The organism is Streptomyces glomeratus (assembly GCF_021462825.1).
Taxonomy (GTDB): domain Bacteria; phylum Actinomycetota; class Actinomycetes; order Streptomycetales; family Streptomycetaceae; genus Streptomyces; species Streptomyces glomeratus.
In genome coordinates this window covers 43,286-66,085 of record NZ_JAKEEB010000014.1, presented here as the reverse complement: position 1 = coordinate 66,085, position 22,800 = coordinate 43,286, and the positions used below count along the sequence as shown (strand labels likewise).

The window sequence follows — 22,800 nt, the reverse complement described above, 5'->3', positions numbered from 1 at the left end:
GTGAGCGAGCGACTGACCTGTGATGTCGTCGTCGTCGGCGCCGGCATGGTGGGCGCGGCCTGCGCCCTGTATGCCGCCCGGGCCGGGCTGGACGTCGCGCTCGTGGACCGCGGGCCCGTGGCCGGCGGCACGACCGGTGCGGGCGAGGGGAATCTGCTCGTCTCCGACAAGGAACCCGGACCCGAGCTGCAACTCGCCCTGTTCTCCCTGGGGTTGTGGGCCGAACTGGCCAAGGAGCTCGGGCCGGCCGTCGAGTACGAGGCCAAGGGCGGGGTGGTCGTCGCCGCCGCCCCCGAAGGGCTCACCGCCCTCGGGGACTTCGCCGCCGGGCAGCGGGCTGCCGGGGTGACGACGGTGGAGGTCGCCGCCGACCGGCTCCACGACGTGGAGCCGTACCTTGCCCCGGGACTCGCGGGCGGGGTGCTCTACCCGCAGGACTGCCAGGTGATGCCGGCCCTCGCCGCCGCGCATCTGGTACGGGCCTCAGGCGCCCGCCTCCTTTCCGGCCGGACGGTGACCGAGGTGCTGCGCACCCCCCGGGGGACCGTTCTCGGGGTGCGGACGGACCGGGGGGTGATCCACGCTCCGGCGGTCGTGAACGCGGCGGGGACCTGGGGCGGCGAGCTGGCCGCGACGGCGGGCGTGCGCCTGCCGGTGCTCCCCCGCCGCGGATTCGTCCTCGTCACCGAGCCGCTGCCGCGCCGGGTCCGGCACAAGGTGTACGCGGCCGACTATGTCGCGGACGTGGCGAGCGACTCCGCGGCCCTGCACACCTCGCCCGTCGTCGAGGGCACGGCCGCCGGGCCCGTACTGATCGGCGCGAGCCGCGAACGAGTCGGGTTCGACCGGTCGTTCTCCCTGCCGGCAGTGCGGGCGCTCGCCGCGGGAGCGACCCGGCTCTTCCCCTTCCTGGAGCGGGTGCGGGCGATGCGCTCCTACCTGGGCTTCCGGCCGTATCTGCCCGACCATCTCCCCGCGATCGGCGCGGACCCACGGGTCCCGGGCCTCTTCCACGCCTGCGGCCACGAGGGCGCCGGGATCGGACTCGCCCCCGGCACCGGGCATCTGATCGCGCGGCTGCTGAGCGGCGGGGTGCCGGAACTCGACCTCGCGCCCTTCCGGCCGGAGCGTTTCGAGCGGGAGGCCCGGTGAATTCCCTGAGACTGGCGCGGTCCCGGCCGGGTCCCGCCTTCACGGTCACCTTCGACGGCCGCGAGATCGAGGCACTACCCGGCTGGACGGTCGCCGCCGCGCTGTGGGCGGCGGGCATCACCTCCTGGCGCACCACCCGGCACGAGGGCCGTCCACGCGGGATCCTCTGCGGGATCGGCGTCTGCTTCGACTGCCTGGTGACCGTCAACGACCGTCCGAACCAGCGCGCTTGTCTGGTGCCGGCACGCCCCGGCGATGTGATCCGAACCCAGGAGGGGACCGGCCATGCGGACTGACCTCGCGGTGATCGGCGCGGGCCCGGCAGGGCTGGCCGCGGCCCTCGCGGCGGCGGCGCGCGGCGTACGTGTCACGCTCGTCGACGCCGGGCCCGAGGCGGGCGGGCAGTTCTACCGGCAGCCCGCCGCCGGACTCGGCGCACGGCGCCCAGGGGCCCTGCACCACCAGTGGCGTACCTGGAAGCGCCTGAGGGAGGGACTCGACCGGCACATCGCGGCCGGGCGCATCGTCCATCTGGCGGACCACCATGTGTGGTGTGTGGAGCGGCGGTCCGGGCATGCGCCGGGGGACTTCGCCGTGCACGCGCTGCTCGGGCCGGAGCAGAATGAGCCGGCCGTCGTGCGGGCCACGGCCGTGCTGCTGGCCACGGGCGGCTACGAGAGGGTGCTGCCCTTCCCGGGTTGGACCCTGCCCGGAGTCGTCACCGCGGGGGGCGCCCAGGCCATGCTCAAGGGCGGGCTCGTGGTGCCCGGGCAGCGGGTGGTCGTGGCGGGCACCGGGCCGCTGCTGCTGCCGGTGGCGACCGGGCTCGCCGCGGCGGGGACGACGGTCGCCGCACTGGTGGAGTCCGCCGATCCGAGACTCCTCGCCCGGCAGGCCCGGGGCCTGGCCGCAGAGCCCGGGAAGGCCGTCGAGGCGGCCGGGTACGGGGTGCGGCTTCTGCGCCACCGGGTTCGGGTCCTCGTCCGCCACACCGTGGTCGAGGCCCATGGCACAGGGCGGCTGACGGGGGTGACGGTGGCCTCACTCGACGCCGACGGACGCGTGCGGGCCGGTACCGGCCGCCGGATCCCCTGCGACTCCCTCGCCGTCGGGCACGGCATGCTTCCGCACACCGAACTCGCCGAGACCCTCGGCTGCCGGGTCGACGGCGGGCGCGTGCACGTCGACGAGGAGCAGCGCACCGACGTCCCGGGCGTGTGGGCGGCGGGCGAGGCCACCGGTGTCGGCGGCGCCGGGCTCGCGCTCGCCGAGGGGCACCTCGCCGGACGGTCGATCGCCGCGCGGCTCACCGGCGCCCGGCCCGATGAGCATGGCGGAAAGCGCGCCGCCGCGAGCCGGGCCGCGCTGCGCAGGTTCGCCGACGCGCTGGACCACGCCTACCCGCCCCGCGCCCACTGGGCCGAGCAGGTCACCGACGAGACGGTGGTGTGCCGCTGCGAGGAGGTGCGGGCGGGAGCCGTACGGGAGGCTGTCCGTGACCTGGGGGCCGGCGATCCACGTACCGTCAAGCTGCTCACCCGGGCGGGGATGGGCTGGTGCCAGGGCCGGATGTGCGGGCCCGCGGTGGCCGGGGTCGCCGGATGCCCGGAGACGGTGACACGCAGGCCCTTCGCACGGCCGGTGCCGCTCGGCGTGCTCGCCCGGGAGCCCGGGGAAGGGCAGGTGTGAGGCCCGGCGAGGCCCGGAGACCGGCGAGGTCCGGTGGGATGCCGGCGGACGCCGGTGAGTACCGAGAAATCAGTAATATGTCACACATCACCGACTGGGGGGAATCGCGTCATGACCGACCCGCAGAACCGTCCCTGGCACGGCGTCCTCGTGGCCACCGCGCTGCCGCTCACCGACCGGCTCACCGTCGACCACGGCCGGTTCGCCGAACACTGCGCCTGGCTCGTGGAGAACGGCTGCGACGGCGTCGTACCGAACGGCTCGCTCGGCGAGTACCAGGTCCTCACCCCCGAGGAGCGCGCCAAGGTCGTGGAGACGGCGGTGTCCGCGGTCGGCGGGGCGCGGGTGATGCCCGGGGTCTCGGCCTACGGATCGGCGGAGGCCCGCCGCTGGGCCGAGCAGGCACGCGACGCCGGCTGTGCGTCGGTGATGCTGCTGCCGCCGAACTCCTACCGCGCCGACGACCGGTCCGTGCTCGCGCACTACGCGGAGGTCGCGAAGGCGGGCGTGCCGGTCGTGGCGTACAACAACCCCGTCGACACCAAGGTCGACCTGGTCCCCGAGCTGCTCGCGAAGCTGCACGGGGAGGGTTACGTCCAGGCCGTCAAGGAGTTCTCGGGCGACCCCCGGCGCGCCTGGCACCTCGCTGAACTGGCCCCGGACCTCGACCTGTTGATCGGCGCCGACGACGTCCTGCTGGAGCTTGCGGTCGCGGGCGCCAAGGGCTGGGTGGCCGGCTACCCGAACGCGCTTCCCCGGGCGTCGGTGCTGTTGTACCGGGCGGCGATCGCGGGCGACCTGGAGACCGCGCTGCCGCTGTACCGGCAGCTGCACCCGCTGCTGCGCTGGGACTCCCGGGTGGAGTTCGTCCAGGCCATCAAGCTGTCCATGGACGTCCTCGGACGGCACGGTGGTCCCGTACGCCCTCCGCGGGTCCCGCTGCTGCCCGAGCAGGAGAGCGCCGTCCGCGCCGCCACGGAGAAGGCCGTGGCCGCCGGACTGGCCTGAACCGGCGTACCGAGCGAAGGGGAACGGTCATGCGCAGCAAGCTCGTCCTGCACGCCGTCGACTCCCACACCGAGGGGATGCCGACCCGGGTGGTCACCGGCGGCATCGGCACGATCCCCGGCGCCACCATGAACGAACGGCGTCTGTGGTTCCGTGAACACCGCGACGACATCAAGCGGTTGCTGATGAACGAGCCGCGCGGGCACCCGGCGATGAGCGGCGCGATCCTCCAGCCGCCCACCCGCCCGGACTGCGACTGGGGTGTGGTCTACATCGAGGTCTCGGGCTATCTGCCGATGTGCGGTCACGGCACGATCGGTGTGGCGACCGTGCTCGTGGAGACGGGCATGGTCGAGGTCACCGAACCGGTGACCACCATACGCCTGGACACCCCGGCGGGTCCCGTCGTCGCCGAGGTCGCGGTGGAGGGCGGTGCCGCGAAGGCGGTCACCCTCAGAAACGTGCCGTCCTTCTCCGTCGGCCTCGACCGCAAGGCCACCCTGGCCGACGGGCGCACGGTGACATACGACCTCGCCTACGGCGGCAACTTCTACGCGATCCTGCCGCTGGAGGAGTTCGGGCTGCCCTTCGACCGCTCCCGCAAGGACGACATCCTCGCGGCGGGGCTGTCGCTGATGGACGCGGTCAACGCCCTGGAGGAGCCGGTGCATCCCGAGGACCCCACGATCCGCGGCTGCCACCACGTCCACCTGTACGCGCCGGGCGCCACCGCCCGGCTGTCCCGGCACGCGATGGTCATCCACCCCGGCTGGTTCGACCGCTCCCCCTGCGGTACGGGCACCAGCGCGCGCATGGCACAGTTGCACGCACGCGGCGAACTCCCCCTGCACACCGAGTTCGTGAACGAGTCCTTCATCGGGACGCGTTTCACGGGACGGCTGCTCGGCACGACTCGGGTGGGCGGCCTCCCGGCGGTGCTGCCCAGTTTCACGGGACGGGCGTGGGTGACCGGTACCGCGCAGTACCTCCTGGATCCGGACGACCCGTTTCCGGAGGGGTTCGTCCTCTAGCCGACCGCGGCCGCACCGCCGTCCCCCGCCTGGGATACTCGTGGTGCGTGACATTGCACCGGCACCCGGACGGGACGTTCCGGTGCCGTCCCGCGGCCCCGGAACGTGCCCGTACGAGGAGACACCCCATGGACGCCCCGCGCACCGGCTCGCCGTCCGCCGCTCCCGCCCTGCCCACGCTGGGAGGCAAGAAGAGCAGCTACCGCGAGCGGGTCGCCGACGCGCTGCGCGCCGCCCTCGTGGCGGGCGAGCTGCGCCCCGGCGAGGTGTACTCCGCGCCGACGCTCGCCGCCCGCTTCGGCGTCTCGGCGACCCCGGTGCGCGAGGCCATGCTGGACCTGGTCAAGGAGGGCCTGGTCGACACCGTCCCCAACAAGGGTTTCCGCGTCACCGCCGTCTCCGAGAAGCAGCTCGACGAGTACACCCACATCCGCTCCCTGATCGAGATCCCGACCACGGTCGCGTTGGCCGGGACCGCGGACCGGGTCTCGCTGGAGGCCCTGCGGCCGGCTGCGCGGGAGATCGTCTCCGCCGCGGCCGCCGGGGACCTCATCGCCTATGTCGAGGCCGACACCCGCTTCCATCTCGGCCTGCTCGCCCTTGCCGGCAACGCCCATCTCGTCGAGGTCGTCGGCGACCTGCGCAAGCGATCACGCCTCTACGGGCTGACCGCTCTCGTGGAGACCGGCCGCCTGCTCGCCTCGGCACAGGAGCACCTCGAACTCCTGGACGCCCTGCTGGACGGGGACGAGGAAGCCGTACGAAAGGTGATGACGCGGCATCTGGGCCATGTACGCGGTCTGTGGGCGGCCCACGACTGAGCACCCGGCGGCCCATGGCCCGGGTACAGGCACGACCGCGGCGGTGGCAGTGTGGGCCTCGCCCCATGTGATCGTCCAGCCGCTCAGGCGCGAGATCAGGGGCTTGATCCCGGTGCCGCACTGCCACAGGCGGGCGTCGTCTAAGCAGGCGCCCGGCAGGAGGCACAGGACCGCGGCCCCGCCCTCCTCGTCCACACGACGGAGGCCGTCTTCCCATCGCTGAGAAAACGGCCTCCGACCTGCTGTGAAGCTGGTCGGGACGACAGGATTTGAACCTGCGACCCCTTGACCCCCAGTCAAGTGCGCTACCAAGCTGCGCCACGTCCCGGTTGCGTCTTCCGCGGTGTTCCGCGTGATCACGCAGATAAACCCTACCGCACACTCCCGAGGGACCCGCCGGGGGCGACCGACGGCAGCGGCATCAGCCGATGAATGTGCCGAACGTGCATTCGTACCCATCCCCTCCGGTGCCCTCAGGACGAGGGCGTCTCCGCCTCGTCGGCCGGAGGGCTGACCTCGTCCGTGGAGGTCGGGCGCAGGAAGAGGAATTCCTCGAGGGCGGACATACCGAAAAGAAAGGCCATCATCAGGACCGGCGCGAGCAGGGCAAGCAGGATCACAGGACCTCCCGTGGGTGGTCGGCCTGTGCGGCCTGGTGTGGTGGGCCGTTTCAGGATGCGGCCGAATGGCGGAATCCGCATGTCGTGGATGCCCGCCGTGAGCTGTAACGCCCGCGCACCGGAGCGCGGCCACCGGCGCCGGCACCTCTCGGCGGGCGGGGGCGGGACGGGCCGGGAGCGGCTGCCACAGGCGCTCGGGCCCCGCCAGGCGTGAGCAGCCCGCGCCCGGGCGAGGAGGCGCCCGGCCTCGGCGCCGCCGCCCGGTGCGTCGGCGGCCTGCGCCCGCGCGAGCAGCACGGCAGGCCGCCGCGGTCACGGTCTCGGCTGCGGGCCCCCTTCGTGCGCTGCCACGGGCGCACGGCAGGCGTGACCGCGGAGGCGCTCGACCCGCGGCGGCGAGCGGGGTCGCGGGGCCTCCGCCGCTCGGTCGAGGCGGGTGCCGGCCGTGGTCCGTCTCCGATCTTCGCGCCGTGCCGGGGAAGCCGCCATCGCCGAGCGCCCGGCCGGTGGCCTTCAGATGCTCCCCAGGCTCCTTGGAGGGCCCGTTGTCATTCTTCGACTCGGCCCTGGCGTGCCGCTGTGTGGACGGGGCCCCACCTGGTCGGAGAAGGAGATTGCCATGCCCCCAGCCCCGCGGACAGAACCCGGGAAGGTCGCATTCGCCGACGTGGAGCCGAATCGTCGCCGGGGCGGCGACCTGCGCGTCCTCCTGAGCCCGAAGACCTGCGGCGCCACCGCCGGCTTCATGGGTGCGGGGACCCTGCTGCCCGGGGAGTTCGTCTCCGAGCACTACCACCCGTACTCCGAGGAGTTCTTCTACGTCGTGAGCGGTCAGATGACGCTCCGCCTCGACGGACGGCCGATCAAGCTGTCGGCCGGCGACTCGTTCATGGTGCCGAAGAACGTGCGGCACCGCATGGACAACGACGGCGACGAGGACATGTTCGCGGTCTTCTTCCTCGGCCCGCTCGCCCCGCGTCCCGAACTGGGGCACGTGGACACCGAGGAGCTGCCCGGCGAGGGCGGCCTCCCGCAGGTCGGGGGGCACGCATGAGCGAGCGGCGTGTCGTCGTCACCGGCATCGGCGTGGCCGCCCCCGGCGGCCTCGGCGTTCCCGCGTTCTGGGACACGCTGATGGCCGGTCGCTCGATGACCCGGCGGATCACCCACTTCGATCCGTCCGATTTCCGCTGCCAGGTCGCGGCCGAGATCGACTTCGACCCGGCGGCGAACGGGCTCTCCCCGCAGGAGGCCCGCCGACTGGACCGGGCGGGCCAGCTGGCGCTGGTCGCGTCGCGGGAGGCGCTGGCCGACAGCGGTCTGGGCACGGACGCGCTGGACCCGTCCCGGGTGGGCGTGTCGCTCGGCAACGCCATCGGCTGCACCGAACTGATGGAGCGCGAATACGTCGTCCTCAGCGACGGCGGCCGCAAGTGGCTGGTGGACCCGGAGTACGCGGTGCCCCAGCTGTACGACGTGATGGTGCCGAGTTCGATGGCGGCCGAGGTCGCCTGGACCATCGGCGCCGAGGGCCCGGTGGCGCTGGTGTCCACCGGCTGCACCTCGGGCATCGACGCGCTCGGCCACGGCTTCGAACTGGTCCGGGAGGGCAGCGCCGATGTGGTGCTGGCCGCGGGCACGGACGCGCCGGTCTCACCCGTCACGGTGGCGTGCTTCGACACCCTGCGTGCCCAGTCCACCGCCAACGACGACCCCGAGCACGCGTGCCGGCCCTTCGACCGCGACCGCAAGGGGCTGATCCTCGGCGAGGGTTCGGCCGTGATGGTCTTCGAGGAGCTGGAGCACGCCCGCCGCCGCGGCGCCCGTGTCTACTGCGAGGTGCGCGGCTATGCGAGCCGCGCCAACGGCTACCACATGACCGGACTCAAGCCCGACGGGCGGGAGATGGCCGAGGCGATCCGGGTCGCTCTGGACCAGGCGCGCCTCAACCCGGAGGACATCGACTACATCAACGCGCACGGCTCGGGCACCAAGCAGAACGACCGGCACGAGACGGCGGCGTTCAAGGCCAGTCTCGGCCGGCACGCGTACGAAACGCCCGTCAGCTCGATCAAGTCGATGATCGGGCACTCGCTCGGCGCGATCGGTGCCATCGAGGTCGCCGCCTGCTGCCTGGCGATCGACAACGACGCGATCCCGCCGACCGCGAACCTGTCCACGCCCGACCCCGAGTGCGATCTGGACTATGTGCCGGTCACCGCCCGCGAGCAGCGCACCGACGCCGTGCTGAGCGTCGGCAGCGGATTCGGCGGATTCCAGAGCGCCATCGTGGTGGCCGCACCGGAGAGGACGTACGCATGACGCGCCGAGCGGTGGTGACGGGGCTCGGCGTGCTGGCGCCGACCGGCATCGGGACCAAGGCCTACTGGGCGGCCGCGCTGGACGGCCGCAGCGGGCTCGGCCCGATGACGCGGATGGACCCCTCCGGCTATCCCATCAAGGTCATCGGTGAGGTGCGGGACTTCGTCCCGGGCGATCTGCTGCCGAGCCGGGTGGTGGTGGAGACCGCACTGATGACCCAGTACGGACTCGTCTGCGCGGACGAGGCGTTGCGCGACGGCGAGCTGGACCCCGGGGAGCAGCCCGAGTACGAGATGAGCGTCGTCACCGCCAACGCGACGGGCGGCGCCGAGTTCGGCCAGCGGGAGATGCAGAACCTGTACGCCAAGGGGCCCTCTCAGGTCGGCGCGTACATGGCCATCGCCTGGTTCTACGCGGCCAACTCCGGCCAGATCTCCATCCGGCACGGGATGCGCGGGCCGAGCGGGGTGTTCATCACCGACCAGGCCGGCGGTCTCGACTGCGTGGGGCAGGCACGGCGGGTGATCCGGAACGGCAGTACGTTCGCGCTGTCGGGCGGCACCGACTCGTCGTTCTCCCCCTCCGGTCTGGTCGGGCAGATCCCGCCGGGGCTGGTGAGCCTGAGCACGGACCCGGATCGCGCCTACCTTCCCTTCGACGTGGCGGCCGACGGGTACACGCCCGGCGAGGGCGGGGCGATCCTGCTGGTCGAGGAAGCCGCCTCGGCGCAGGCCCGTGGGGTGCGCCCGTACGGGGAGATCGCCGGCTACGCAACCGCGTTCGACCCGCACCCGCGCACCGGACGCGGCCCGAACCTCCGGCGTGCGATCGAGGGTGCCCTCGCCGACGCCCGGACGGCTCCGGAGGACGTGGACGTGGTGTTCGCCGACGGTTACGGCGTGCCGCGCCTGGACCGGCTGGAATGCGAGGCGCTGGCCGGTGTGTTCGGGCCCCGCGGGGTGGCGGTGACCGTCCCGAAGACGGCCACGGGCCGGATGTACGCGGCCGGGCCGACCGTCGACCTCGTCGCGGCACTCCTGTCCCTGCGGCACGGGGTGATCCCGTCCACGCTCAACGTCACCGCCGTCTCGCCCGACTGCCCGGTCGATCTGGTCCTCGGGGATCCCCGGGAGGCACGGGTGCGTACGGCGCTGGTCATCGCCCGTGGCTACAACGGGTTCAACGCGGCCGTGGTGGTCAAGGCCGTCGCCTGACCGGATCGGGCGGCGGGCGCGAGGCGGGAGCCGGCGACGGCTCCCGCCTCGCGCCCCGGCAAGCGCTCAGCTCCTCAACGACTCGTCATGGAACGGAGACAGACATGGACGAACTGACTCTCGACGGCCTCCGCGAGATCATGCGGCACTGCGTGGGCACGGGTGAATCGGTCAACCTGGACGGCGACATCCGCGACACCGCGTTCACCGACCTCGGGTACGACTCGCTGGCCGTCCTAGAGGTGGTGACCCAGGTGCAGGGCCGGCTGGGCGTGAGCATCCCGGACGAGGCGCTCAACGACATCGAGACCCCGGGCGCGCTGGTCGAGTACGTGGCCTCGCAGAAGGCGGGGGCCTGACCGTGGCGGCCGGGCACACCGAGTCCACGGTGGTGATCGACGCCCCGATGGACCTCGTATGGGGGATGACGAACGACGTCGCGTCCTGGCCGGATCTGTTCACCGAGTACGCGTCGGTGCAGATCCTCGACCGGGACGGCGACACCGTGCGGTTCCGGCTGACGATGCATCCGGACGAGGAGGGCATCCAGCGGTCATGGGTGTCGGAGCGCACCGTCGACGTGCGGACCCGCACGGTACGGGCGCACCGGATCGAGACCGGGCCCTTCGCGTACATGAACATCTTCTGGGAGTACCGGGTGGTCCCGGCCGGCGGGGTCGAGATGCGGTGGGTGCAGGACTTCCACGTGCGGGACGAACTTCCCTTCGGTGACCCGGAGATGGCCGATCACCTGCTCAAGAACACGAAGGTGCAGATGAGCGCCATCAAGGAGCGGATCGAGCGGGTGGCTCGCGCGCAGGCGGCGCCGGCCGGCTGAACACGGTGAGGAACAGCGGGGTGTGCCCGGTCGGGCCCGTCGTGGGGGCGGGTACCGGCCGGGCCGTTCCGGTTGCGCGGTTGCGTTCGGGCGGGCCGGGCCGGTCGCGCCGGGGTGTCGACGGCATGGGTGTGGCCCGGGGAACACGTCGCGGCCGACACCGTCGGACGTGCTCCCCGGGCCACGTGGCCCGTCAGTGCGCGGGGGATGTCACACTGACGGGAGTCGGGGGTTCGAGGCATGGCCGCGGCCGCCGCGGCCCCGTCCGCCGCCCCGGCCGAGGCCTGCGCCGCCGTGGCCGAAGGGTCCGCCGTGGCCCATCGAACCGCCTCCGCCCGGGATATGGCCGCCCGGGCCGCCCCGTACGCGGCCCGGACGGCCGTCGTGGCCGGTGCGGTGGGGGCGGCCGCCCAGCAGCGCCACCGCGATACCGCCCACGAGCAGCAGGCGGCCCGGCCAGGACAACAGCCAGTCCGCTCCGAAGAGGGCACCGCCGGCCGCCCAGGCCGCGAGGGTGAGGGCCAGGGCCCGGCGGCCCCGCCGCGCCTTCAGACGGGCGGTGACAGCGGCCCATCGGCCCCTGCGCTGCCGGCCCGACGACGGGTCGGAGGGCTCCGGCAGGTCCCGCAGCACCTCGTCAAGGGCCGGCGCGGTCTCGGCGGTGAGGGCCACCGCGAGCCGTTCGTCCAGCTGGCCCTTGGTCAGACGGCCGCTTGCGAAGTGCTCGCCCAGTTGCCGTGCGGCGGCCTCCCGCTCCTGGTCGCCGATGCGGTGGTGGGATGCGGCCATGGTGATCGTGCCTCCTCGGCGGTCGTCCCCGACGTCGTACGGGAGTCGGGTGGTGGTCGGCGGCGGGATCGGGGGCGGGTCAGCGGCGGGGGTGCACGGCGGCGGACTCGGATGAGCCGGGCTCCCCGGCCTCCCCGTACCGCGCCGCTCCCGGTGCCGGGATCGTGGGCGGGGCCTCCGCCCGCGCCGCCGCCTGGCGGGCGAGCGCGCTCGGCCACCACAGCCGGGGACCGACGTCCAGGGAGAGCGCGGGGACCAGCAGGGTGCGCACCAGCAGCGTGTCGAACAGGACGCCGACGGCGACGAGCAGTCCCATCTGCAGCATGCTCACCGCGGGCAGCACGCCGAGCACGGAGAACGTGGCGGCCAGCACCAGCCCGGCACTGGTGATGACACCGCCGGTCACCGCGACCGCGCGCACCACACCGGGCGCATGGCCTCGTACGGCGGCCTCCTCCCGGGCCCGGGTCACCATGAAGATGGTGTAGTCGACGCCGAGGGCGACGAGGAACAGAAAGCCCATCAGGATGAGCGACTCGTCCGAACGGGGATGCCCGAGACCGCGGAAGAGCAGCACGGACACGCCGAGGGCGGCGAGGAAGGACAGCGCCACGCTGGCGAGCAGCAGCACCGGCGCGACCAGTGCCCGCAGCAGCGCGACGAGCACCAGGAAGACGACGGCGAGGACGAGCGGGATGACGGTTCGTTCGTCGTGCGTGTAGGCGCGGGCGGTGTCGAGACGGGTCGCGGTGTCGCCGCCCACGAGGGCCGAGGCGCCGGGCACGGCGTGCACCGCGTCCCTGACCCGCTCGACGGTGCGCTCGGCTGCCTTGGTGTCGGGCGGGTCGGCGAGCACGGCCTTGAGGTGCACCCAGTCGCCGGAGCGCTGCGGTTCCAGGACGCGGGCGACGCCCCGGGTGTGCTCCAGGGCCGCGGTGACCTCACTCGTGTGGCCGGCGGCCGCGTAGACGTCGAAGGGGGCGGCCGAGCCGGCCGGGAAGTGACGGGCCACCGTGCTCTGGCCGACGACGGACTCCTGGGTGGTGGTGAACGAGTCCGCCTGGGTCAGTCCGGTGCGCAGGCCGAGGCCACCGAGGGCGCAGGCGGCCAGAGCGACGGCGCCGACGACCCAGACGGTGCGCGGACGGCGGGCGACCCAGCGGGCGATGCGTCCCCAGGTGCCGTGTTCCGCGTCCTGTGTGGTGTCGGCCCCCGCGCGCGGCACGAACGGCCAGAACAGCCAGCGGCCGAGGATCACCAGCAGAGCGGGCAGCAGGGTGGTCATGGCGAGGTAGGCCACGACGATGCCGACGGCCGCCACCGGGCCGAGACCGCGGGTGGAGTTCATGCGCGCGGCGAGCAGGCAGAGCAGCCCGAGCGTGACGGTGGTGGCGGAGGCGAGGACCGCGGGCAGCGACCGGCGCAGGGCGAGGGCCATCGCCTCGTGCCGGTCGGCGTGGCGCCGCAGTTCCTCGCGGTAGCGGGCGATGAGCAGCAGGGCGTAGTCGGTGCCGGCGCCGAAGACCAGGACGGTCAGCACGCTGGCGCTCTGCCCGTTGACGACGAGTCCGGCGTGGGTGGCCAGTAGATAGACGACCGCGTTGGCCAGGGCCGCGCTCAGGCCGACGGCGAGGAGCGGGACGAGCCAGAGGACGGGGCTGCGGTAGGTCAGCAGCAGGACGAGGGCGACGACGGCGACGGTGGCCAGCAGCAGCGGTCCGTCGACGCCGCCGAAGACACCGGCGAGGTCGGCGGCCGATCCGCCGGGTCCGGTGACGCTGACCTCGAGTCCGCCGGGGGCGCCCGCACGGGCCTGGTGGCGGATGTCCTTGACGTGGTCGACGAGTTTGTTGAAGCCGTCGTCGCCGCGCATGGTCAGCGGGACCATGAGCAGCAGCGCCCTGTGGTCCTGGGAGGTGGCGACCGGTGCGAGGGCGCTGTCGCTGTAGCGGGCGAAGAGCGCGCGGTCGGCATCGGCCTTCGCCCGGTCCTGGGGGGTGACGGCACCGTCGCGGGAGTAGACCACCACCGCCGGCAGGGTGTTGCCGACGTCGAAGTGGCGCTTGCCCGCCTCGAAGGCGAGGGTCGACTCGGCGCTCTTGGGCAGCCACGCGGTGGCGTCGTTGCTCTGGGCCGAGGTGAGCTTGGACCCCAGCGGCCCCGCCACGAAGGCGAGTAAGAGCCACAGGAGCAGGACCGCCCACTTGGTGCGGGAGCCCGCGGGCCAGACCGCGAGCCGCTTCCAGACCGGCATGGTGTTTCCTTTCCCGACCCGCCCGGTGAGGCGGGGTTGTGGAGGTACGAAGGTGCGGGGCAGGGACGGGAGATGCGTCCGGGGAGGGTCGTCCCCTCCCCGCCCGGGGGACGGCGGGGAAGGGACGACGGGGGAAGCCCCCGCCGGTCAGCCGGCGGCTTCGGCGGGGGTCTCGGTGTCGGCGCCGCCCCAGCCGCGCTGTTCCAGCACGACGTCCTTGAGGAACAGGGAGGCGACGAAGCCCACGGCGAGGATCATGGCGGCCGTCATGAAGACCGGGCTGAGGGCGTGGGCGTACACCTGGGCCAGTCCGTCACGCAGGCCCTGCGGCTGGTGCTTGAGCCACTCGGGGCCGAAGGAGCCGCCCGCGGGCAGGCGACTCGCCTCGTCCGGCGTGAGGTACGCGGGGATCTCGTGGGCCAGCCGGTGGTTGAGGATGGTGGCGAACACGGAGACGCCGAAGGAGGTGCCGAGCATGCGGCTGAAGGTGACCGTGGAGGTCGCGGCGCCCATGTCGCGGGGCGGTGCGGCGTTCTGCACGGCGACGACGACCACCTGCTGGGACAGGCCGGCGCCCACGCCGAGCAGGAACATGTAGAAGCCGGAGGTGAGCCTGCCGGTGTCGGCGTCCATGGTGGAGAGCAGGTAGGCGGAGATGCCGGACACGGCCATGCTGGCGACCGGGAACCACTTGTAGCGGCCGCTCTTGGCGACGGCGCCGCCGACCCCGAAGGAGGCGATCATCAGGCCGAACATCATCGGGAGCAGCAGCAGGCCCGAGTTGGTGGCCGTGGCGCCCGAGGAGATCTGCAGGTACAGCGGGAGGAAGAAGACGAGTCCGAAGCCGGTCAGGCCCGCGATCAGGGACACGAGGTTGCAGATGTCGAAGGTCGAGTCCCGGAACAGGTGCAGCGGGACGACGGGTTCGGCGGCACGGCGTTCGGCGAAAACCCATGCGGCCAGCAGTACGACGGCGCCGGCGAAGAGCCCGATGACCACCGGGGAGCTCCAGGCGTACTTGGTGCCCGCCCAGTTGGCGGCCAGGACGAGGGCGACGAGTCCGCCGGAGAGCAGCAGCATGCCGAGGTAGTCGATGCGCGGACGCTCCACTCGCGTACGGCCCTTGAGGAAGACGGCGACGAGCGCGAGGGCCACCGCGCCGATGGGCAGGTTGATGTAGAAGACCCAGCGCCAGGTGAGATGGTCGGAGAAGAAGCCGCCCGCGAGGGGGCCGCCGATCGCGGACAGGGCGAAGACGCCCGCCGAGTACCCCTGGTACTTGGCGCGTTCGCGGGGGCTGAACAGATCGCCGGTGAGGGCGAACATCGCGGCCATCACCCCGCCGCCGCCGATGCCCTGCAGCACCCGGAAGACGATGAGCTGGGTCATCGTCTGGGCCGCTCCGCAGGCCGCGGACCCGGCGAGGAAGACGACGGTGGAGACGAGGAATACCGGCTTGCGGCCGAGGAGGTCGCCCAGCTTGCCGGCGAGCGGCATCACCGCGCTGGTGGCGAGGATGTACGCCGCGCCGACCCAGCCGATGCGGTCGAGGCCGCCCAGGTCGCCGACGATCGTCGGCACCGCGGTGGCCACGATGGAGGAGTCGAGGGTGGCCATCAGCATCGCGAACAACAGACCGAAGTAGACGAGCATCACCTGCTGGTGACTCATGGCCGGCGTCGCCTGCGGTGTCACGGCACCGTCGCGCGCCTCGTGGGCGGTGGACACGGTCAGCCCCCTGAAACGAATGAGCGAGGATTATTTGACAATTGCACATCCGTGCCAAAGTCAATTAGATGCCTTCAGCATAGGACTGCCAAAGTCACACGTCAACGGCTACCATGGAGACATGACCAAACCCGTGGATACGACCTCCTCCTCCGACGCCTCCGAGGCCGCACCCACGGCCCCTCTCACCGCCGAAACCGACCCGGACCCGGCGCTGGTCGCCGTCGAGCGCGCCATGGTGCGCATCCGGCGCAACCAGACCAAGCGGACCCTGGGCCGCTTCGTGACGAGCCGCCTCGACCGCTCGATCGACCTGACGCACACGGTCGTGGTCGACGCCGTCGAGGAGGAACCCGAGGAGCCGGGCCAGGAGGTGACGGTGGGTCTGGTCGCCGAGCGGCTCGCCGTCGACCCCTCCCGGGCGAGCCGGCTGGTGGCGGCGAGCGTCGAGGCGGGCTATGTGCGGAGGGTGCCGTCCCAGGCGGACAGCCGGCGCGCCTGTCTGCAGCTGACCGATGCGGGGCGGAACCTGGCCTCCCTGGCGCACCGGGTGCGCCAGGAGTACTTCGGCGAGATCATGCAGGACTGGTCCGCCAAGGACCGCAAGGACTTCGCCCGGCTGCTGAGCAAGTTCGCGGGTGTTCCCGTCCGCAGCCAGTACGCGTACGACCCGAGCGAGGACGCCGGGGGCACGGACACCGGGAACTGATCCGGCCGGACGTACGAACGCGCCGCCGGGATGAAAGATCCCCGGCGGCGCGTCCTACTGCCCGGCGCGCCCCGCCTAGGCGCCCTCCGGGGAGAGGACCGTCTCCGCCAGGACGGCCCTCCGTGCGGCGGCCACTTCCTCGATGTACGAGACGCCCGACGAACCCGCCGCATCGAGGCGCCGCCACTCCTCCCGCAGCCGGATCCGGCCGTCGGGAAGGAACTCGGGTGTGCTGGTGCACTCCCCCGCCACCACCGTGCCGCCGTCCAGTGCCTGGCAATACGCCAGATGGAGCGTGCCGTCCGGGTCACAGGTGCCGACGAGCCGGCCGATGAGCACCTTCCCGCCGCGGAACTCGGCCCACACGATCGGCCCGGCCTGGTGGTAGTGGCCCACCGGCACCTCGTGGTCGGGGCCGGCCGTCTCGGCCGCGCTGGAGACGAAGAACCGGTTGTTGTAGTCCGGGGCTCCCCCGGCCGGCGGAGTCATCGGGCGGGCTCGATGTTGTAGTTGGACCGGAAGAAGTTGTCCGGGTCCAGGCGCCTCTTCAGCGCCGTCAGCCGCCGGTGGCCTTCGACGCCGTACGTCCGCACCGCCCGCTGAGCGGCGTCGGTGCCGGTGCCGCCCGCGCCGCCGTCCGTCACATAGTTGATGTAGCCGTCGCCCGACACCGCCCACGGTTCCGCCGCGGCCGACACCGACTTCGCCCAGGCGATCTGCTCCTCGTCGGCCCAGGCCGGCTCCCAGATCGCCATGCCGGTCACATTGAAGCGCGCGTCGCGGAACGGGACCGCCGAGGGCCGCTCGGGCTCCCGGCGCACGGCACCGTTGAAAGCCTCCAGGTAGACGGTGTCGTTGAAGTCTCCGCGCCACTTGCCCGCCTTGAACCGCTGGACCAGCGTCTCCACCAGCTCGTCCGGCAGCTCGGCGGTGCAGCGCGCGCTCCAGTAGTGCCGCAGCCCGTACCGCAGCCGGCCCAGGATCTGCTGCATCGCGATGTACGGCCGTTCCTGGATCTGCCAGTCGAGGACCTCCGGGCCGCGCAGCTTCTTCTCCAGCGAGGCGATGTACTCGGCGTCCGTGCCGCAGTAGCTGACGCTCATCACCGCGGCCGGGATCTGCGCGTGGCCGTACCGTTCCAGCAGCAGGATGCAGACCAGTTCGTCGGGCGCCTCGGTCATCAGCTCCCGGAACAGCCGCACCGCGGCGGCCATCTCGTGCTGCGGGTAGGCGACGGTACCGCCGTGCACCCGCTCCAGGGGGTGCAGCCGGAAGGTGAACTCGTCCACGACGCCGAAGTTGTGGCCGGCGCCGCGCAGCGCCCAGTCCAGTTCCGGGTCGGACTCGGTGTCCACGGCCAGCCGTCCGCCCTCGGCCGTCGTCAGGGAGTACGACAGCACGTTGTCGCAGGACAACCCGTACTTGCCCATCAGATGGCCGATCCCGCCGCCGAGGGTGAGCCCGCCCACGCCGGTGGTGTCGAAGGTGCCTCCGGTGACCGCGAGGCCGTGCCGGGCCGCCGTGGCGTCGAACTGCGCCCAGGTGGCGCCGCCCTGGACCCTCGCGGTCCGGGTGCCGGGGTCGAGTTCGACCCGGTCCAGCAGCCTCAGGTCGATCACCAGGCCGTCCTCCACCCCGCCGGACCCGGCGATGTTGTGGCCGGCGCCGCGCACCGCCACAGGCAGCCCCGTGTCGCGTGCGGCGCGCACCACGTCCTGGAGCTCGCCGGGGGTGCGGGGCAGCACGATCAGCGCGGGATGGTGGTCGTACATGCCGTTGAAGAGCAGACGGGTGGCGTCGTAGCGGGGATGGTCCGGGGTGATCACCCGGTCCGGGCAGATGCCGGCCAGGGTGCGGCGCGCGGCGCGGGCCATGGCGACTCCTTACAGGGGTTGGCGTCCTGACGGGACGGGCGGTCAGTCGTGGGACGGGCCGCCGAGCAGCAGGCCGGCCGCCCGTCTGCCGGCGGCGAGCGCGGACTTGGCGGCGCCGCCGCTGCCGCCGGTGAAGGTGAACAGCGACGACAGGCCGGTGGGCCGCAGCCGCAGCAGCCCGGAGGCGGAGTAGGCGTCGGCGGCCACGACGGTGCGCCGGTGGGCGACCAGCCCGAGGCCCGGCAGCCGGGTGGCGGCGTGTCCCTCGGCCCGGGCGCGCTGCTCGGGCGAGACCCGCAGCCGTTCCGCCGTCTCTCCCCAGCTGTCGCTCGGCACGCCGAGCAGCATGCCGTCGGTGCCCTCCGGCCGCCCGTACAGGCCGCTCGTCTCGTCCACGAAGCCCGGTGGCCGACGGCCTGAGACGGTGTACAGGTCGTACTGGATGAGCTTGACCCGTGGCGCGTCGGCGGGCAGTCCGCTGCGGCGCAGCAGGGCCCCGGTGCGCCAGCCCGTCGCCAGGACGACCAGGTCGTAGCGGCGTTCGGCGTCGGGGCAGTCGACGGCCACCCCACCGTCGGGGGACGCGAGGACGCGGTGGGCGAGCCCGGTGACGAGGCTGCCGCCCCGGTCGAGCACATCGCGGGTGACCGCCTCCCGCAGCCGGGCGGGCCGGATGTGCCCGGCGGCCCTCTCGACGACCGCGTAGGCGTACCCGGGAACCGTGATCCCGTGGTCCCGGCCGAGCGCCGCGGCGTCGGCGAGGTCCGCGGAGCCCGTCAGATGCTTGTCGATCAGGGCCAGTTGCTCGACGGGCTGAGGGGTCTCCCGTCCGTCGTGCGCGTACACCGAGGCGCCCTCGCGGTACTCCGCCCACCGGGCGAGCCGGGCGTCGGAGCGCAGTTCGGCCAGGCTCTCGCAGGCGAGCCGGCAGGCGGCGGGGTCGGGTTCGTAGCCGCGCACCAGGCCGCCGGAGGCCGCCGTGGCCTCGCCGGGCAGCTCGCCGGGTGCGGCCAGCAGCTCCACCTCGGTCTTGGGGTCGGCTCGCAGCAGGTGCCAGGCCAGCAGGGTGCCGGCGATGCCTGTGCCGACGACGCAGATCCGCATCGGCCCTCCTTCAGCGCCCGGGGCCGCCGGAGCGGCCGGTGAGAAGACCCAGCAGCTCCTGAGCCCGTGCGTGCCCGGTGTCCAGGGCCGCGGGCAGCAGACAGCGGGCGGCCAGGGCCGGATCGAAGGATTCCCAGGACAGGGCGTGTTCGGCCCGGTCCAGTTCGGCGTGCACGAGCGCGAGGTCCTGTCGGGGACCGCCGGTGCCGGCCCCGGTCGTGCTCAGCGGCCAGCGCCGTACGTTCGCCTCGAAGGCTTCGGCGGTGAAGTTGCTGGCATAGGGGGCCGGGCGGTCCCAGGACAGGAAGAGGCGGACGGCACGCGGATCCCGTTCGGCGAGCGTCTCGTGCGCCCACAGGGCGTGGCCCCGGCTGGTGGAGAACTTCCGTCCGTCCAGCCGGTAGAACTCGTTGACCACGAGCCCCGTCAGCGCCTTGTCGCCGGGCACGCCGACGGCCACGGCCAGCGCCGGGAACAGCACGGCGTAGTAGAAGGCGTTGTCGAGGCCCAGGAAGGGCCACAGGGCGCCGGCCCCGGCGAAGGCGCGGGCGTGCTCCGCCAGGGTGCGGGCCTTCGGGTCGAGGTGACGCCCTATCACATACAGGTACGCCAGACCCATTTCGAACCAGACGTCGATCCGCTCGGTGCCGTCGGAGGTCTCGATGCCCCAGTCCGTGGGGTAGGCGACCGGGACGTCCGGCAGCCCCTGCTCGAGGAGGCGTGCCAGCAGGGCGCGCACCCTGGGCGGGATGTGCGCCCGGGACCAGATCTCGGTCAGCGCCTCCCGGTGGCGGCCCAGGGCGAAGACGGGTCCGCGGTACCGCACCCGGCGCGGGGCTCCCCCGCAGCCGGCGCAGCGCAGGCCGGTGAGTCCGGCGGCGGACGTGAAGCCGCCGCAGCCCTCGCAGGTGCCGCCGCCCATCGACGCGCCGCAGGCCGGGCAGCCGCCGGTCGCATAGGCGTGGTGCAGGGTGCGCCGGCAGGTCTCGCACACCGCCATCGTCCACGAGCCGTCCCGGACGAGACCGCCCTCGCGCATCTCCTCGAGGAACCGCAGGACCGCCGAGCGGTACCCGGCGTCCGTGCGCGGCGCGGTGAACACGTCGTGGCCGATGCCGGCCAGGGAGAACGCCTGCTGGATCAGCTCGCGGTATTCGTCGGCCACTTCGTCGGGCTTGCGGCCCAGCTGCTCGGCCTTGGTCACGACGTAGTTCTGGTGGTCGTCGGTCCCGCACACGGCCAGCACCCGCTCACCCCGGGCGCGGGCCGCCCGGGTGGCGATGTCGGCGGCGAGGTAGGGCCCGGAGAGGTGGCCGAGGTGCAGCGGCCCGTTCGGGGTCGGCGGCGGGCTCAGGACGACGACCGGCCCCTGCGTTCCGTCAGCGGCCGCCACGGGTCACCTCGGCATCCCCGGCGGTACCGGCTGGGGCGCTCTCGGGGAGCCAGTAGATGCTCAGCAGCGTCACCGGCTCCGTGTCGGACAGGTTGTGGATGACGTGCCGCTCCTCGGGGTCGAGCAGGACGGCGGTGCCCACCGGTGTGGGCTCCGGGTCCCCGCCCTCGACGGCGAAGGCCGCCTTCCCGCCGACCACGACGGCGAGTTCGACCTCCGGATGGCAGTCCAGGGCGCTGGTGCCGCCGGGCGGGACGACGCACCACATCGCCTCGAAGGGCAGCGCGTCGCTGCCCTGGTACTGGCTCCACCGTCCGATCCGTATCGCGTACTCGTCGGTGAGAACCGCGGATTCGCTGCTCAGCCTGCGCACCTCGCACCATCCCTTTGTCGGTGGACGCGCCGTCCCGTTGTCGGTGGACGCGCTCATCGTGGCCCGGCGTGCTGGTGGGCATCTCGAAGGCCGCTCATGGTCGGCGCGACCGGTCTTGTGACCGTCACCAGCGGTCCCTCAGAAGCGCGGCCTACCCTCCGGGCCATGGCTGTGGGAGAAGTTCCGCTGGTGTACGCGCCCCGCCGCATGGTGGCCTACGCGCCCGATCGCGTACGGGGCTGGACGGTCAAGCGTTACGGGATCTCGGCCACCCGGCCGGCCCCGCCCGAGGAGGTGGTTCAGGCGGCGCGCGCCGCGGTGGAGCGGACGCTGCCCGACGCGTACGGCGAAGCGCTCGCGTACGGCTACAGCGTGCTGCACGAGGATCCGGACGGCTGCTACGCGGTCGTCGGCTGGTGGAGCCGCAACAGGGTCATCCTGCACACCCGGACCTGGCTGTCGACCTGGGAGGACCCGGCCGACTGGCAGCCGGCGCCGAACGGCGCCACCGCGTGCATCTGGGAGATGGTCGCGATGGCGCACGAACGGGACGCCTGGGTGCGGCATGTGGTGCGGCCCGAGGCGCCGGACCTGGCGGGTTATCTGGCCTCGACGGTCAGCGGCGAGTTCTGACGACGGCGACTTCCAGGGAGGTGTGTGCCGTGACACTCGCTCTGCTGCTACTGCTGCTGGGAGTGCTGCGTTATCTGGGTGTGGGCCGGGAGCGGATCGACCGGTGGAGTGCGGCGGTCCGCCGCAGGGTCGGCCGGCGCCGTCCCGACGCCGAGGGCGAGGTTCCCGAGTCCTGACGCCGAGGGGGATGCCCGGAGTCCCGACACGACCGGGGCCGGAGCGTGCGGCGCACGCTCCGGCCCCGGTCGTCGTCGGATGCCGCTACCGCCCCGCCGGGACGATCTTCGCGACCTCGGGCGCCACCTCGGCCCACAGGTCGAGCGCGCCCTCCTCCGCCGGGTTCGGCGGTTCCACGATCGCGTGGTCGACACCCAGCTCCGCGAGCTGGTGGAACCGTTCGATCGCGCCCTTGACAGTGTACGAGCCGTCGGCGCCGTCCTTGGTCAGGGCGCCCGTGCCCAGCGTGGTCTTCTCGATCTCGCCGTAGGGCCGGCCCGCCTCCTCGCACCGTTCGCGCAGCACCGCGAACTGCCCGCGGATCACCTCGGTCGGCTTGATGTGGGCGTTGCGGCGCATCGGGTGCTGCGGCGGCAGCTTGGCCAGCTTGTCCCGGATCATGTCCGGGTCGGGAAGCTCGTAGACGTTGCAGGCGTCGGCGTAGCGTGCCACCAGCCCGAAGGTCTTCTTCGGGCCCTGCCCGCCGATCAGGATCGGTGGGTGGGGGCGCTGCGGGGTGTTCGGCTCGTTGAGCGGCCGCTCCAGGCGGTAGTGCCGGCCCTCGTACGGCTCGGTGCTGCCCGCCCACATGTGCTTGGCGATCCGGACGGCCTCCTCCAGGCGTTCGAAGCGCTCCGCCTTCGGTACGACGGGGATGCCGAGGCCGCGCTGCTCCTCCTCGAACCAGGCGGCCCCGATGCCGAAGTACATCCGGCCGCCGGAGAGTGCGTCGAGCGTGCTGACGGTCTTCACGAGCACCCCGGGGTGCCGGTTGACGACGCCCGTCACCAGGGTGCCGAGGCGGATGCGGGAGGTCTGCCCGGCCACGAAGCCGAGCGTCGCGTACGCCTCGGGACAGGCGCCCTCGGGCCCGCGGTTGAGCGGGGTCTGGAAGAAGTGGTCCATCACCCAGAAGCTGTCGAACCCGACCTCCTCGGCGGTGCGGGCGATCCGCCCGAGCACCGGTCCGAGGTTCTCCGGCGAACCGGGCCAGCTGAAGCGGGTGAGATTGAGTCCTAGGCGCATGCGCCC

General features: G+C 72.9%; 24 protein-coding genes and 1 tRNA gene. 14 read left to right on the top strand and 11 right to left on the bottom strand.

From position 1 onward, the window contains the following. The 6 genes from LZ604_RS18565 to LZ604_RS18540 all read left to right on the top strand — a co-directional run bounded on the left by LZ604_RS18565 (nucleotide 1) and on the right by LZ604_RS18540 (nucleotide 5,701). The gene (locus LZ604_RS18565; RefSeq protein ID WP_234516476.1) at nucleotides 1–1,152 is read left to right on the top strand and encodes an NAD(P)/FAD-dependent oxidoreductase; all 1,152 of its coding nucleotides are present in this window, start codon (nucleotides 1–3) and stop codon (nucleotides 1,150–1,152) included. Next, nucleotides 1,149–1,448, top strand: a complete 300-nt coding sequence (locus LZ604_RS18560; protein ID WP_234516474.1) for a (2Fe-2S)-binding protein — start codon at nucleotides 1,149–1,151, stop codon at nucleotides 1,446–1,448. The genes LZ604_RS18565 and LZ604_RS18560 overlap by 4 nt, the downstream gene beginning before the upstream one ends. Beyond that, nucleotides 1,438–2,841, top strand: a complete 1,404-nt coding sequence (locus LZ604_RS18555; protein ID WP_234516473.1) for an NAD(P)/FAD-dependent oxidoreductase — start codon at nucleotides 1,438–1,440, stop codon at nucleotides 2,839–2,841. The genes LZ604_RS18560 and LZ604_RS18555 overlap by 11 nt, the downstream gene beginning before the upstream one ends. Nucleotides 2,842–2,952: 111 nt before the next feature. Then, entirely contained in the window at nucleotides 2,953–3,849 is an 897-nt protein-coding gene (locus LZ604_RS18550) for a dihydrodipicolinate synthase family protein (protein ID WP_234516471.1), read from the top strand. A gap of 29 nt (nucleotides 3,850–3,878) precedes the next feature. Next, nucleotides 3,879–4,880, top strand: coding sequence for a proline racemase family protein (locus LZ604_RS18545; RefSeq protein WP_234516469.1), 1,002 nt, complete (start codon nucleotides 3,879–3,881; stop codon nucleotides 4,878–4,880). 128 nt (nucleotides 4,881–5,008) lie between these two features. Next, nucleotides 5,009–5,701: a GntR family transcriptional regulator gene (locus LZ604_RS18540; protein ID WP_234516467.1), complete on the top strand. Its 693-nt coding sequence runs from the start codon at nucleotides 5,009–5,011 to the stop codon at nucleotides 5,699–5,701. A 251-nt stretch (nucleotides 5,702–5,952) separates the two neighbouring features. On the opposite strand, the gene LZ604_RS18535 is transcribed toward LZ604_RS18540, so the two are convergent. Continuing rightward, nucleotides 5,953–6,029, bottom strand: a tRNA-Pro gene (locus LZ604_RS18535). Nucleotides 6,030–6,174: 145 nt separating this feature from the next. Next, nucleotides 6,175–6,321, bottom strand: a complete 147-nt coding sequence (locus LZ604_RS18530) for a hypothetical protein (protein WP_234516465.1) — start codon at nucleotides 6,319–6,321, stop codon at nucleotides 6,175–6,177. Nucleotides 6,322–6,940: 619 nt separating this feature from the next. Here LZ604_RS18530 and LZ604_RS18525 point away from each other — a divergent pair. The 5 genes from LZ604_RS18525 to LZ604_RS18505 all read left to right on the top strand — a co-directional run bounded on the left by LZ604_RS18525 (nucleotide 6,941) and on the right by LZ604_RS18505 (nucleotide 10,695). Then, nucleotides 6,941–7,375 carry a cupin domain-containing protein gene (locus LZ604_RS18525; protein WP_234516464.1) on the top strand — a complete coding sequence of 145 codons (435 nt, stop codon included), beginning with the start codon at nucleotides 6,941–6,943 and terminating at the stop codon, nucleotides 7,373–7,375. Continuing rightward, complete coding sequence (locus LZ604_RS18520; RefSeq protein WP_234516462.1) at nucleotides 7,372–8,643, top strand: beta-ketoacyl-[acyl-carrier-protein] synthase family protein; 1,272 nt, start codon at nucleotides 7,372–7,374, stop codon at nucleotides 8,641–8,643. The genes LZ604_RS18525 and LZ604_RS18520 overlap by 4 nt, the downstream gene beginning before the upstream one ends. Further along, nucleotides 8,640–9,857 carry a ketosynthase chain-length factor gene (locus tag LZ604_RS18515; RefSeq protein ID WP_234516460.1) on the top strand — a complete coding sequence of 406 codons (1,218 nt, stop codon included), beginning with the start codon at nucleotides 8,640–8,642 and terminating at the stop codon, nucleotides 9,855–9,857. The genes LZ604_RS18520 and LZ604_RS18515 overlap by 4 nt, the downstream gene beginning before the upstream one ends. A gap of 104 nt (nucleotides 9,858–9,961) precedes the next feature. Further along, on the top strand, nucleotides 9,962–10,216 hold the full coding sequence (locus LZ604_RS18510; protein ID WP_234516458.1) for an acyl carrier protein: 255 nt from the start codon (nucleotides 9,962–9,964) through the stop codon (nucleotides 10,214–10,216). Between the two features lie 47 nt (nucleotides 10,217–10,263). Continuing rightward, nucleotides 10,264–10,695: an SRPBCC family protein gene (locus LZ604_RS18505; protein ID WP_234516581.1), complete on the top strand. Its 432-nt coding sequence runs from the start codon at nucleotides 10,264–10,266 to the stop codon at nucleotides 10,693–10,695. A gap of 210 nt (nucleotides 10,696–10,905) precedes the next feature. Here LZ604_RS18505 and LZ604_RS18500 read toward each other — a convergent pair whose 3' ends face one another. The 3 genes from LZ604_RS18500 to LZ604_RS18490 all read right to left on the bottom strand — a co-directional run bounded on the left by LZ604_RS18500 (nucleotide 10,906) and on the right by LZ604_RS18490 (nucleotide 15,466). Then, on the bottom strand, nucleotides 10,906–11,484 hold the full coding sequence (locus LZ604_RS18500; protein WP_234516456.1) for a DUF1707 SHOCT-like domain-containing protein: 579 nt from the start codon (nucleotides 11,482–11,484) through the stop codon (nucleotides 10,906–10,908). Between the two features lie 79 nt (nucleotides 11,485–11,563). Further along, a complete protein-coding gene (locus LZ604_RS18495; protein ID WP_234516454.1) occupies nucleotides 11,564–13,738 on the bottom strand; it encodes an MMPL family transporter in 2,175 nt (724 codons plus the stop codon). A 147-nt stretch (nucleotides 13,739–13,885) separates the two neighbouring features. Beyond that, nucleotides 13,886–15,466 carry an MDR family MFS transporter gene (locus LZ604_RS18490; RefSeq protein ID WP_234516452.1) on the bottom strand — a complete coding sequence of 527 codons (1,581 nt, stop codon included), beginning with the start codon at nucleotides 15,464–15,466 and terminating at the stop codon, nucleotides 13,886–13,888. Nucleotides 15,467–15,587: 121 nt separating this feature from the next. On the opposite strand from LZ604_RS18490, the gene LZ604_RS18485 reads away from it, so the two are divergent. Further along, complete coding sequence (locus tag LZ604_RS18485; protein WP_234516450.1) at nucleotides 15,588–16,175, top strand: MarR family winged helix-turn-helix transcriptional regulator; 588 nt, start codon at nucleotides 15,588–15,590, stop codon at nucleotides 16,173–16,175. Nucleotides 16,176–16,250: 75 nt separating this feature from the next. Here LZ604_RS18485 and LZ604_RS18480 read toward each other — a convergent pair whose 3' ends face one another. The 5 genes from LZ604_RS18480 to LZ604_RS18460 are packed head-to-tail and all read right to left on the bottom strand — an operon-like array spanning nucleotide 16,251 to nucleotide 20,919. After that, entirely contained in the window at nucleotides 16,251–16,664 is a 414-nt protein-coding gene (locus tag LZ604_RS18480) for an avidin-fold protein (RefSeq protein ID WP_234516448.1), read from the bottom strand. Beyond that, nucleotides 16,661–18,049, bottom strand: a complete 1,389-nt coding sequence (locus LZ604_RS18475) for an FAD-binding oxidoreductase (protein ID WP_234516447.1) — start codon at nucleotides 18,047–18,049, stop codon at nucleotides 16,661–16,663. Before LZ604_RS18475 ends, LZ604_RS18480 begins: the two co-directional genes overlap by 4 nt. A 42-nt stretch (nucleotides 18,050–18,091) precedes the next feature. Next, on the bottom strand, nucleotides 18,092–19,153 hold the full coding sequence (locus LZ604_RS18470; protein WP_234516445.1) for an NAD(P)/FAD-dependent oxidoreductase: 1,062 nt from the start codon (nucleotides 19,151–19,153) through the stop codon (nucleotides 18,092–18,094). 10 nt (nucleotides 19,154–19,163) lie between these two features. Then, nucleotides 19,164–20,546 (bottom strand): class I tRNA ligase family protein, encoded by a 1,383-nt coding sequence (locus LZ604_RS18465; protein ID WP_234516443.1) that lies wholly within the window; start codon nucleotides 20,544–20,546, stop codon nucleotides 19,164–19,166. After that, the gene (locus tag LZ604_RS18460) at nucleotides 20,533–20,919 is read right to left on the bottom strand and encodes a cupin domain-containing protein (RefSeq protein WP_234516441.1); all 387 of its coding nucleotides are present in this window, start codon (nucleotides 20,917–20,919) and stop codon (nucleotides 20,533–20,535) included. Before LZ604_RS18460 ends, LZ604_RS18465 begins: the two co-directional genes overlap by 14 nt. 165 nt (nucleotides 20,920–21,084) lie before the next feature. Here LZ604_RS18460 and LZ604_RS18455 point away from each other — a divergent pair, with 165 nt between their 5' ends. Together LZ604_RS18455 and LZ604_RS18450 are read left to right on the top strand one after the other, a co-directional pair. Continuing rightward, the gene (locus tag LZ604_RS18455; protein ID WP_234516439.1) at nucleotides 21,085–21,552 is read left to right on the top strand and encodes a hypothetical protein; all 468 of its coding nucleotides are present in this window, start codon (nucleotides 21,085–21,087) and stop codon (nucleotides 21,550–21,552) included. A 29-nt stretch (nucleotides 21,553–21,581) separates the two neighbouring features. Then, on the top strand, nucleotides 21,582–21,728 hold the full coding sequence (locus LZ604_RS18450; protein WP_234516436.1) for a hypothetical protein: 147 nt from the start codon (nucleotides 21,582–21,584) through the stop codon (nucleotides 21,726–21,728). A gap of 85 nt (nucleotides 21,729–21,813) precedes the next feature. Here LZ604_RS18450 and LZ604_RS18445 read toward each other — a convergent pair whose 3' ends face one another. Beyond that, the gene (locus tag LZ604_RS18445) at nucleotides 21,814–22,794 is read right to left on the bottom strand and encodes an LLM class F420-dependent oxidoreductase (protein ID WP_234516434.1); all 981 of its coding nucleotides are present in this window, start codon (nucleotides 22,792–22,794) and stop codon (nucleotides 21,814–21,816) included. Nucleotides 22,795–22,800: the final 6 nt, after the last annotated feature.

Excerpts from the sequence above, each read along its gene's own strand:
- LZ604_RS18555 (WP_234516473.1), top strand. The coding sequence starts at position 1,438 with ATGCGGACTGACCTCGCGGTGATCGGCGCGGGCCCGGCAGGGCTGGCC.
- LZ604_RS18550 (WP_234516471.1), top strand. The coding sequence starts at position 2,953 with ATGACCGACCCGCAGAACCGTCCCTGGCACGGCGTCCTCGTGGCCACC.
- LZ604_RS18545 (WP_234516469.1), top strand. The coding sequence starts at position 3,879 with ATGCGCAGCAAGCTCGTCCTGCACGCCGTCGACTCCCACACCGAGGGG.
- LZ604_RS18540 (WP_234516467.1), top strand. The coding sequence starts at position 5,009 with ATGGACGCCCCGCGCACCGGCTCGCCGTCCGCCGCTCCCGCCCTGCCC.
- LZ604_RS18525 (WP_234516464.1), top strand. The coding sequence starts at position 6,941 with ATGCCCCCAGCCCCGCGGACAGAACCCGGGAAGGTCGCATTCGCCGAC.
- LZ604_RS18520 (WP_234516462.1), top strand. The coding sequence starts at position 7,372 with ATGAGCGAGCGGCGTGTCGTCGTCACCGGCATCGGCGTGGCCGCCCCC.
- LZ604_RS18515 (WP_234516460.1), top strand. The coding sequence starts at position 8,640 with ATGACGCGCCGAGCGGTGGTGACGGGGCTCGGCGTGCTGGCGCCGACC.
- LZ604_RS18510 (WP_234516458.1), top strand. The coding sequence starts at position 9,962 with ATGGACGAACTGACTCTCGACGGCCTCCGCGAGATCATGCGGCACTGC.
- LZ604_RS18505 (WP_234516581.1), top strand. The coding sequence starts at position 10,264 with ATGGACCTCGTATGGGGGATGACGAACGACGTCGCGTCCTGGCCGGAT.
- LZ604_RS18500 (WP_234516456.1), bottom strand. The coding sequence starts at position 11,484 with ATGGCCGCATCCCACCACCGCATCGGCGACCAGGAGCGGGAGGCCGCC.
- LZ604_RS18495 (WP_234516454.1), bottom strand. The coding sequence starts at position 13,738 with ATGCCGGTCTGGAAGCGGCTCGCGGTCTGGCCCGCGGGCTCCCGCACC.
- LZ604_RS18485 (WP_234516450.1), top strand. The coding sequence starts at position 15,588 with ATGACCAAACCCGTGGATACGACCTCCTCCTCCGACGCCTCCGAGGCC.
- LZ604_RS18480 (WP_234516448.1), bottom strand. The coding sequence starts at position 16,664 with ATGACTCCGCCGGCCGGGGGAGCCCCGGACTACAACAACCGGTTCTTC.
- LZ604_RS18475 (WP_234516447.1), bottom strand. The coding sequence starts at position 18,049 with ATGGCCCGCGCCGCGCGCCGCACCCTGGCCGGCATCTGCCCGGACCGG.
- LZ604_RS18470 (WP_234516445.1), bottom strand. The coding sequence starts at position 19,153 with ATGCGGATCTGCGTCGTCGGCACAGGCATCGCCGGCACCCTGCTGGCC.
- LZ604_RS18455 (WP_234516439.1), top strand. The coding sequence starts at position 21,085 with ATGGCTGTGGGAGAAGTTCCGCTGGTGTACGCGCCCCGCCGCATGGTG.
- LZ604_RS18445 (WP_234516434.1), bottom strand. The coding sequence starts at position 22,794 with ATGCGCCTAGGACTCAATCTCACCCGCTTCAGCTGGCCCGGTTCGCCG.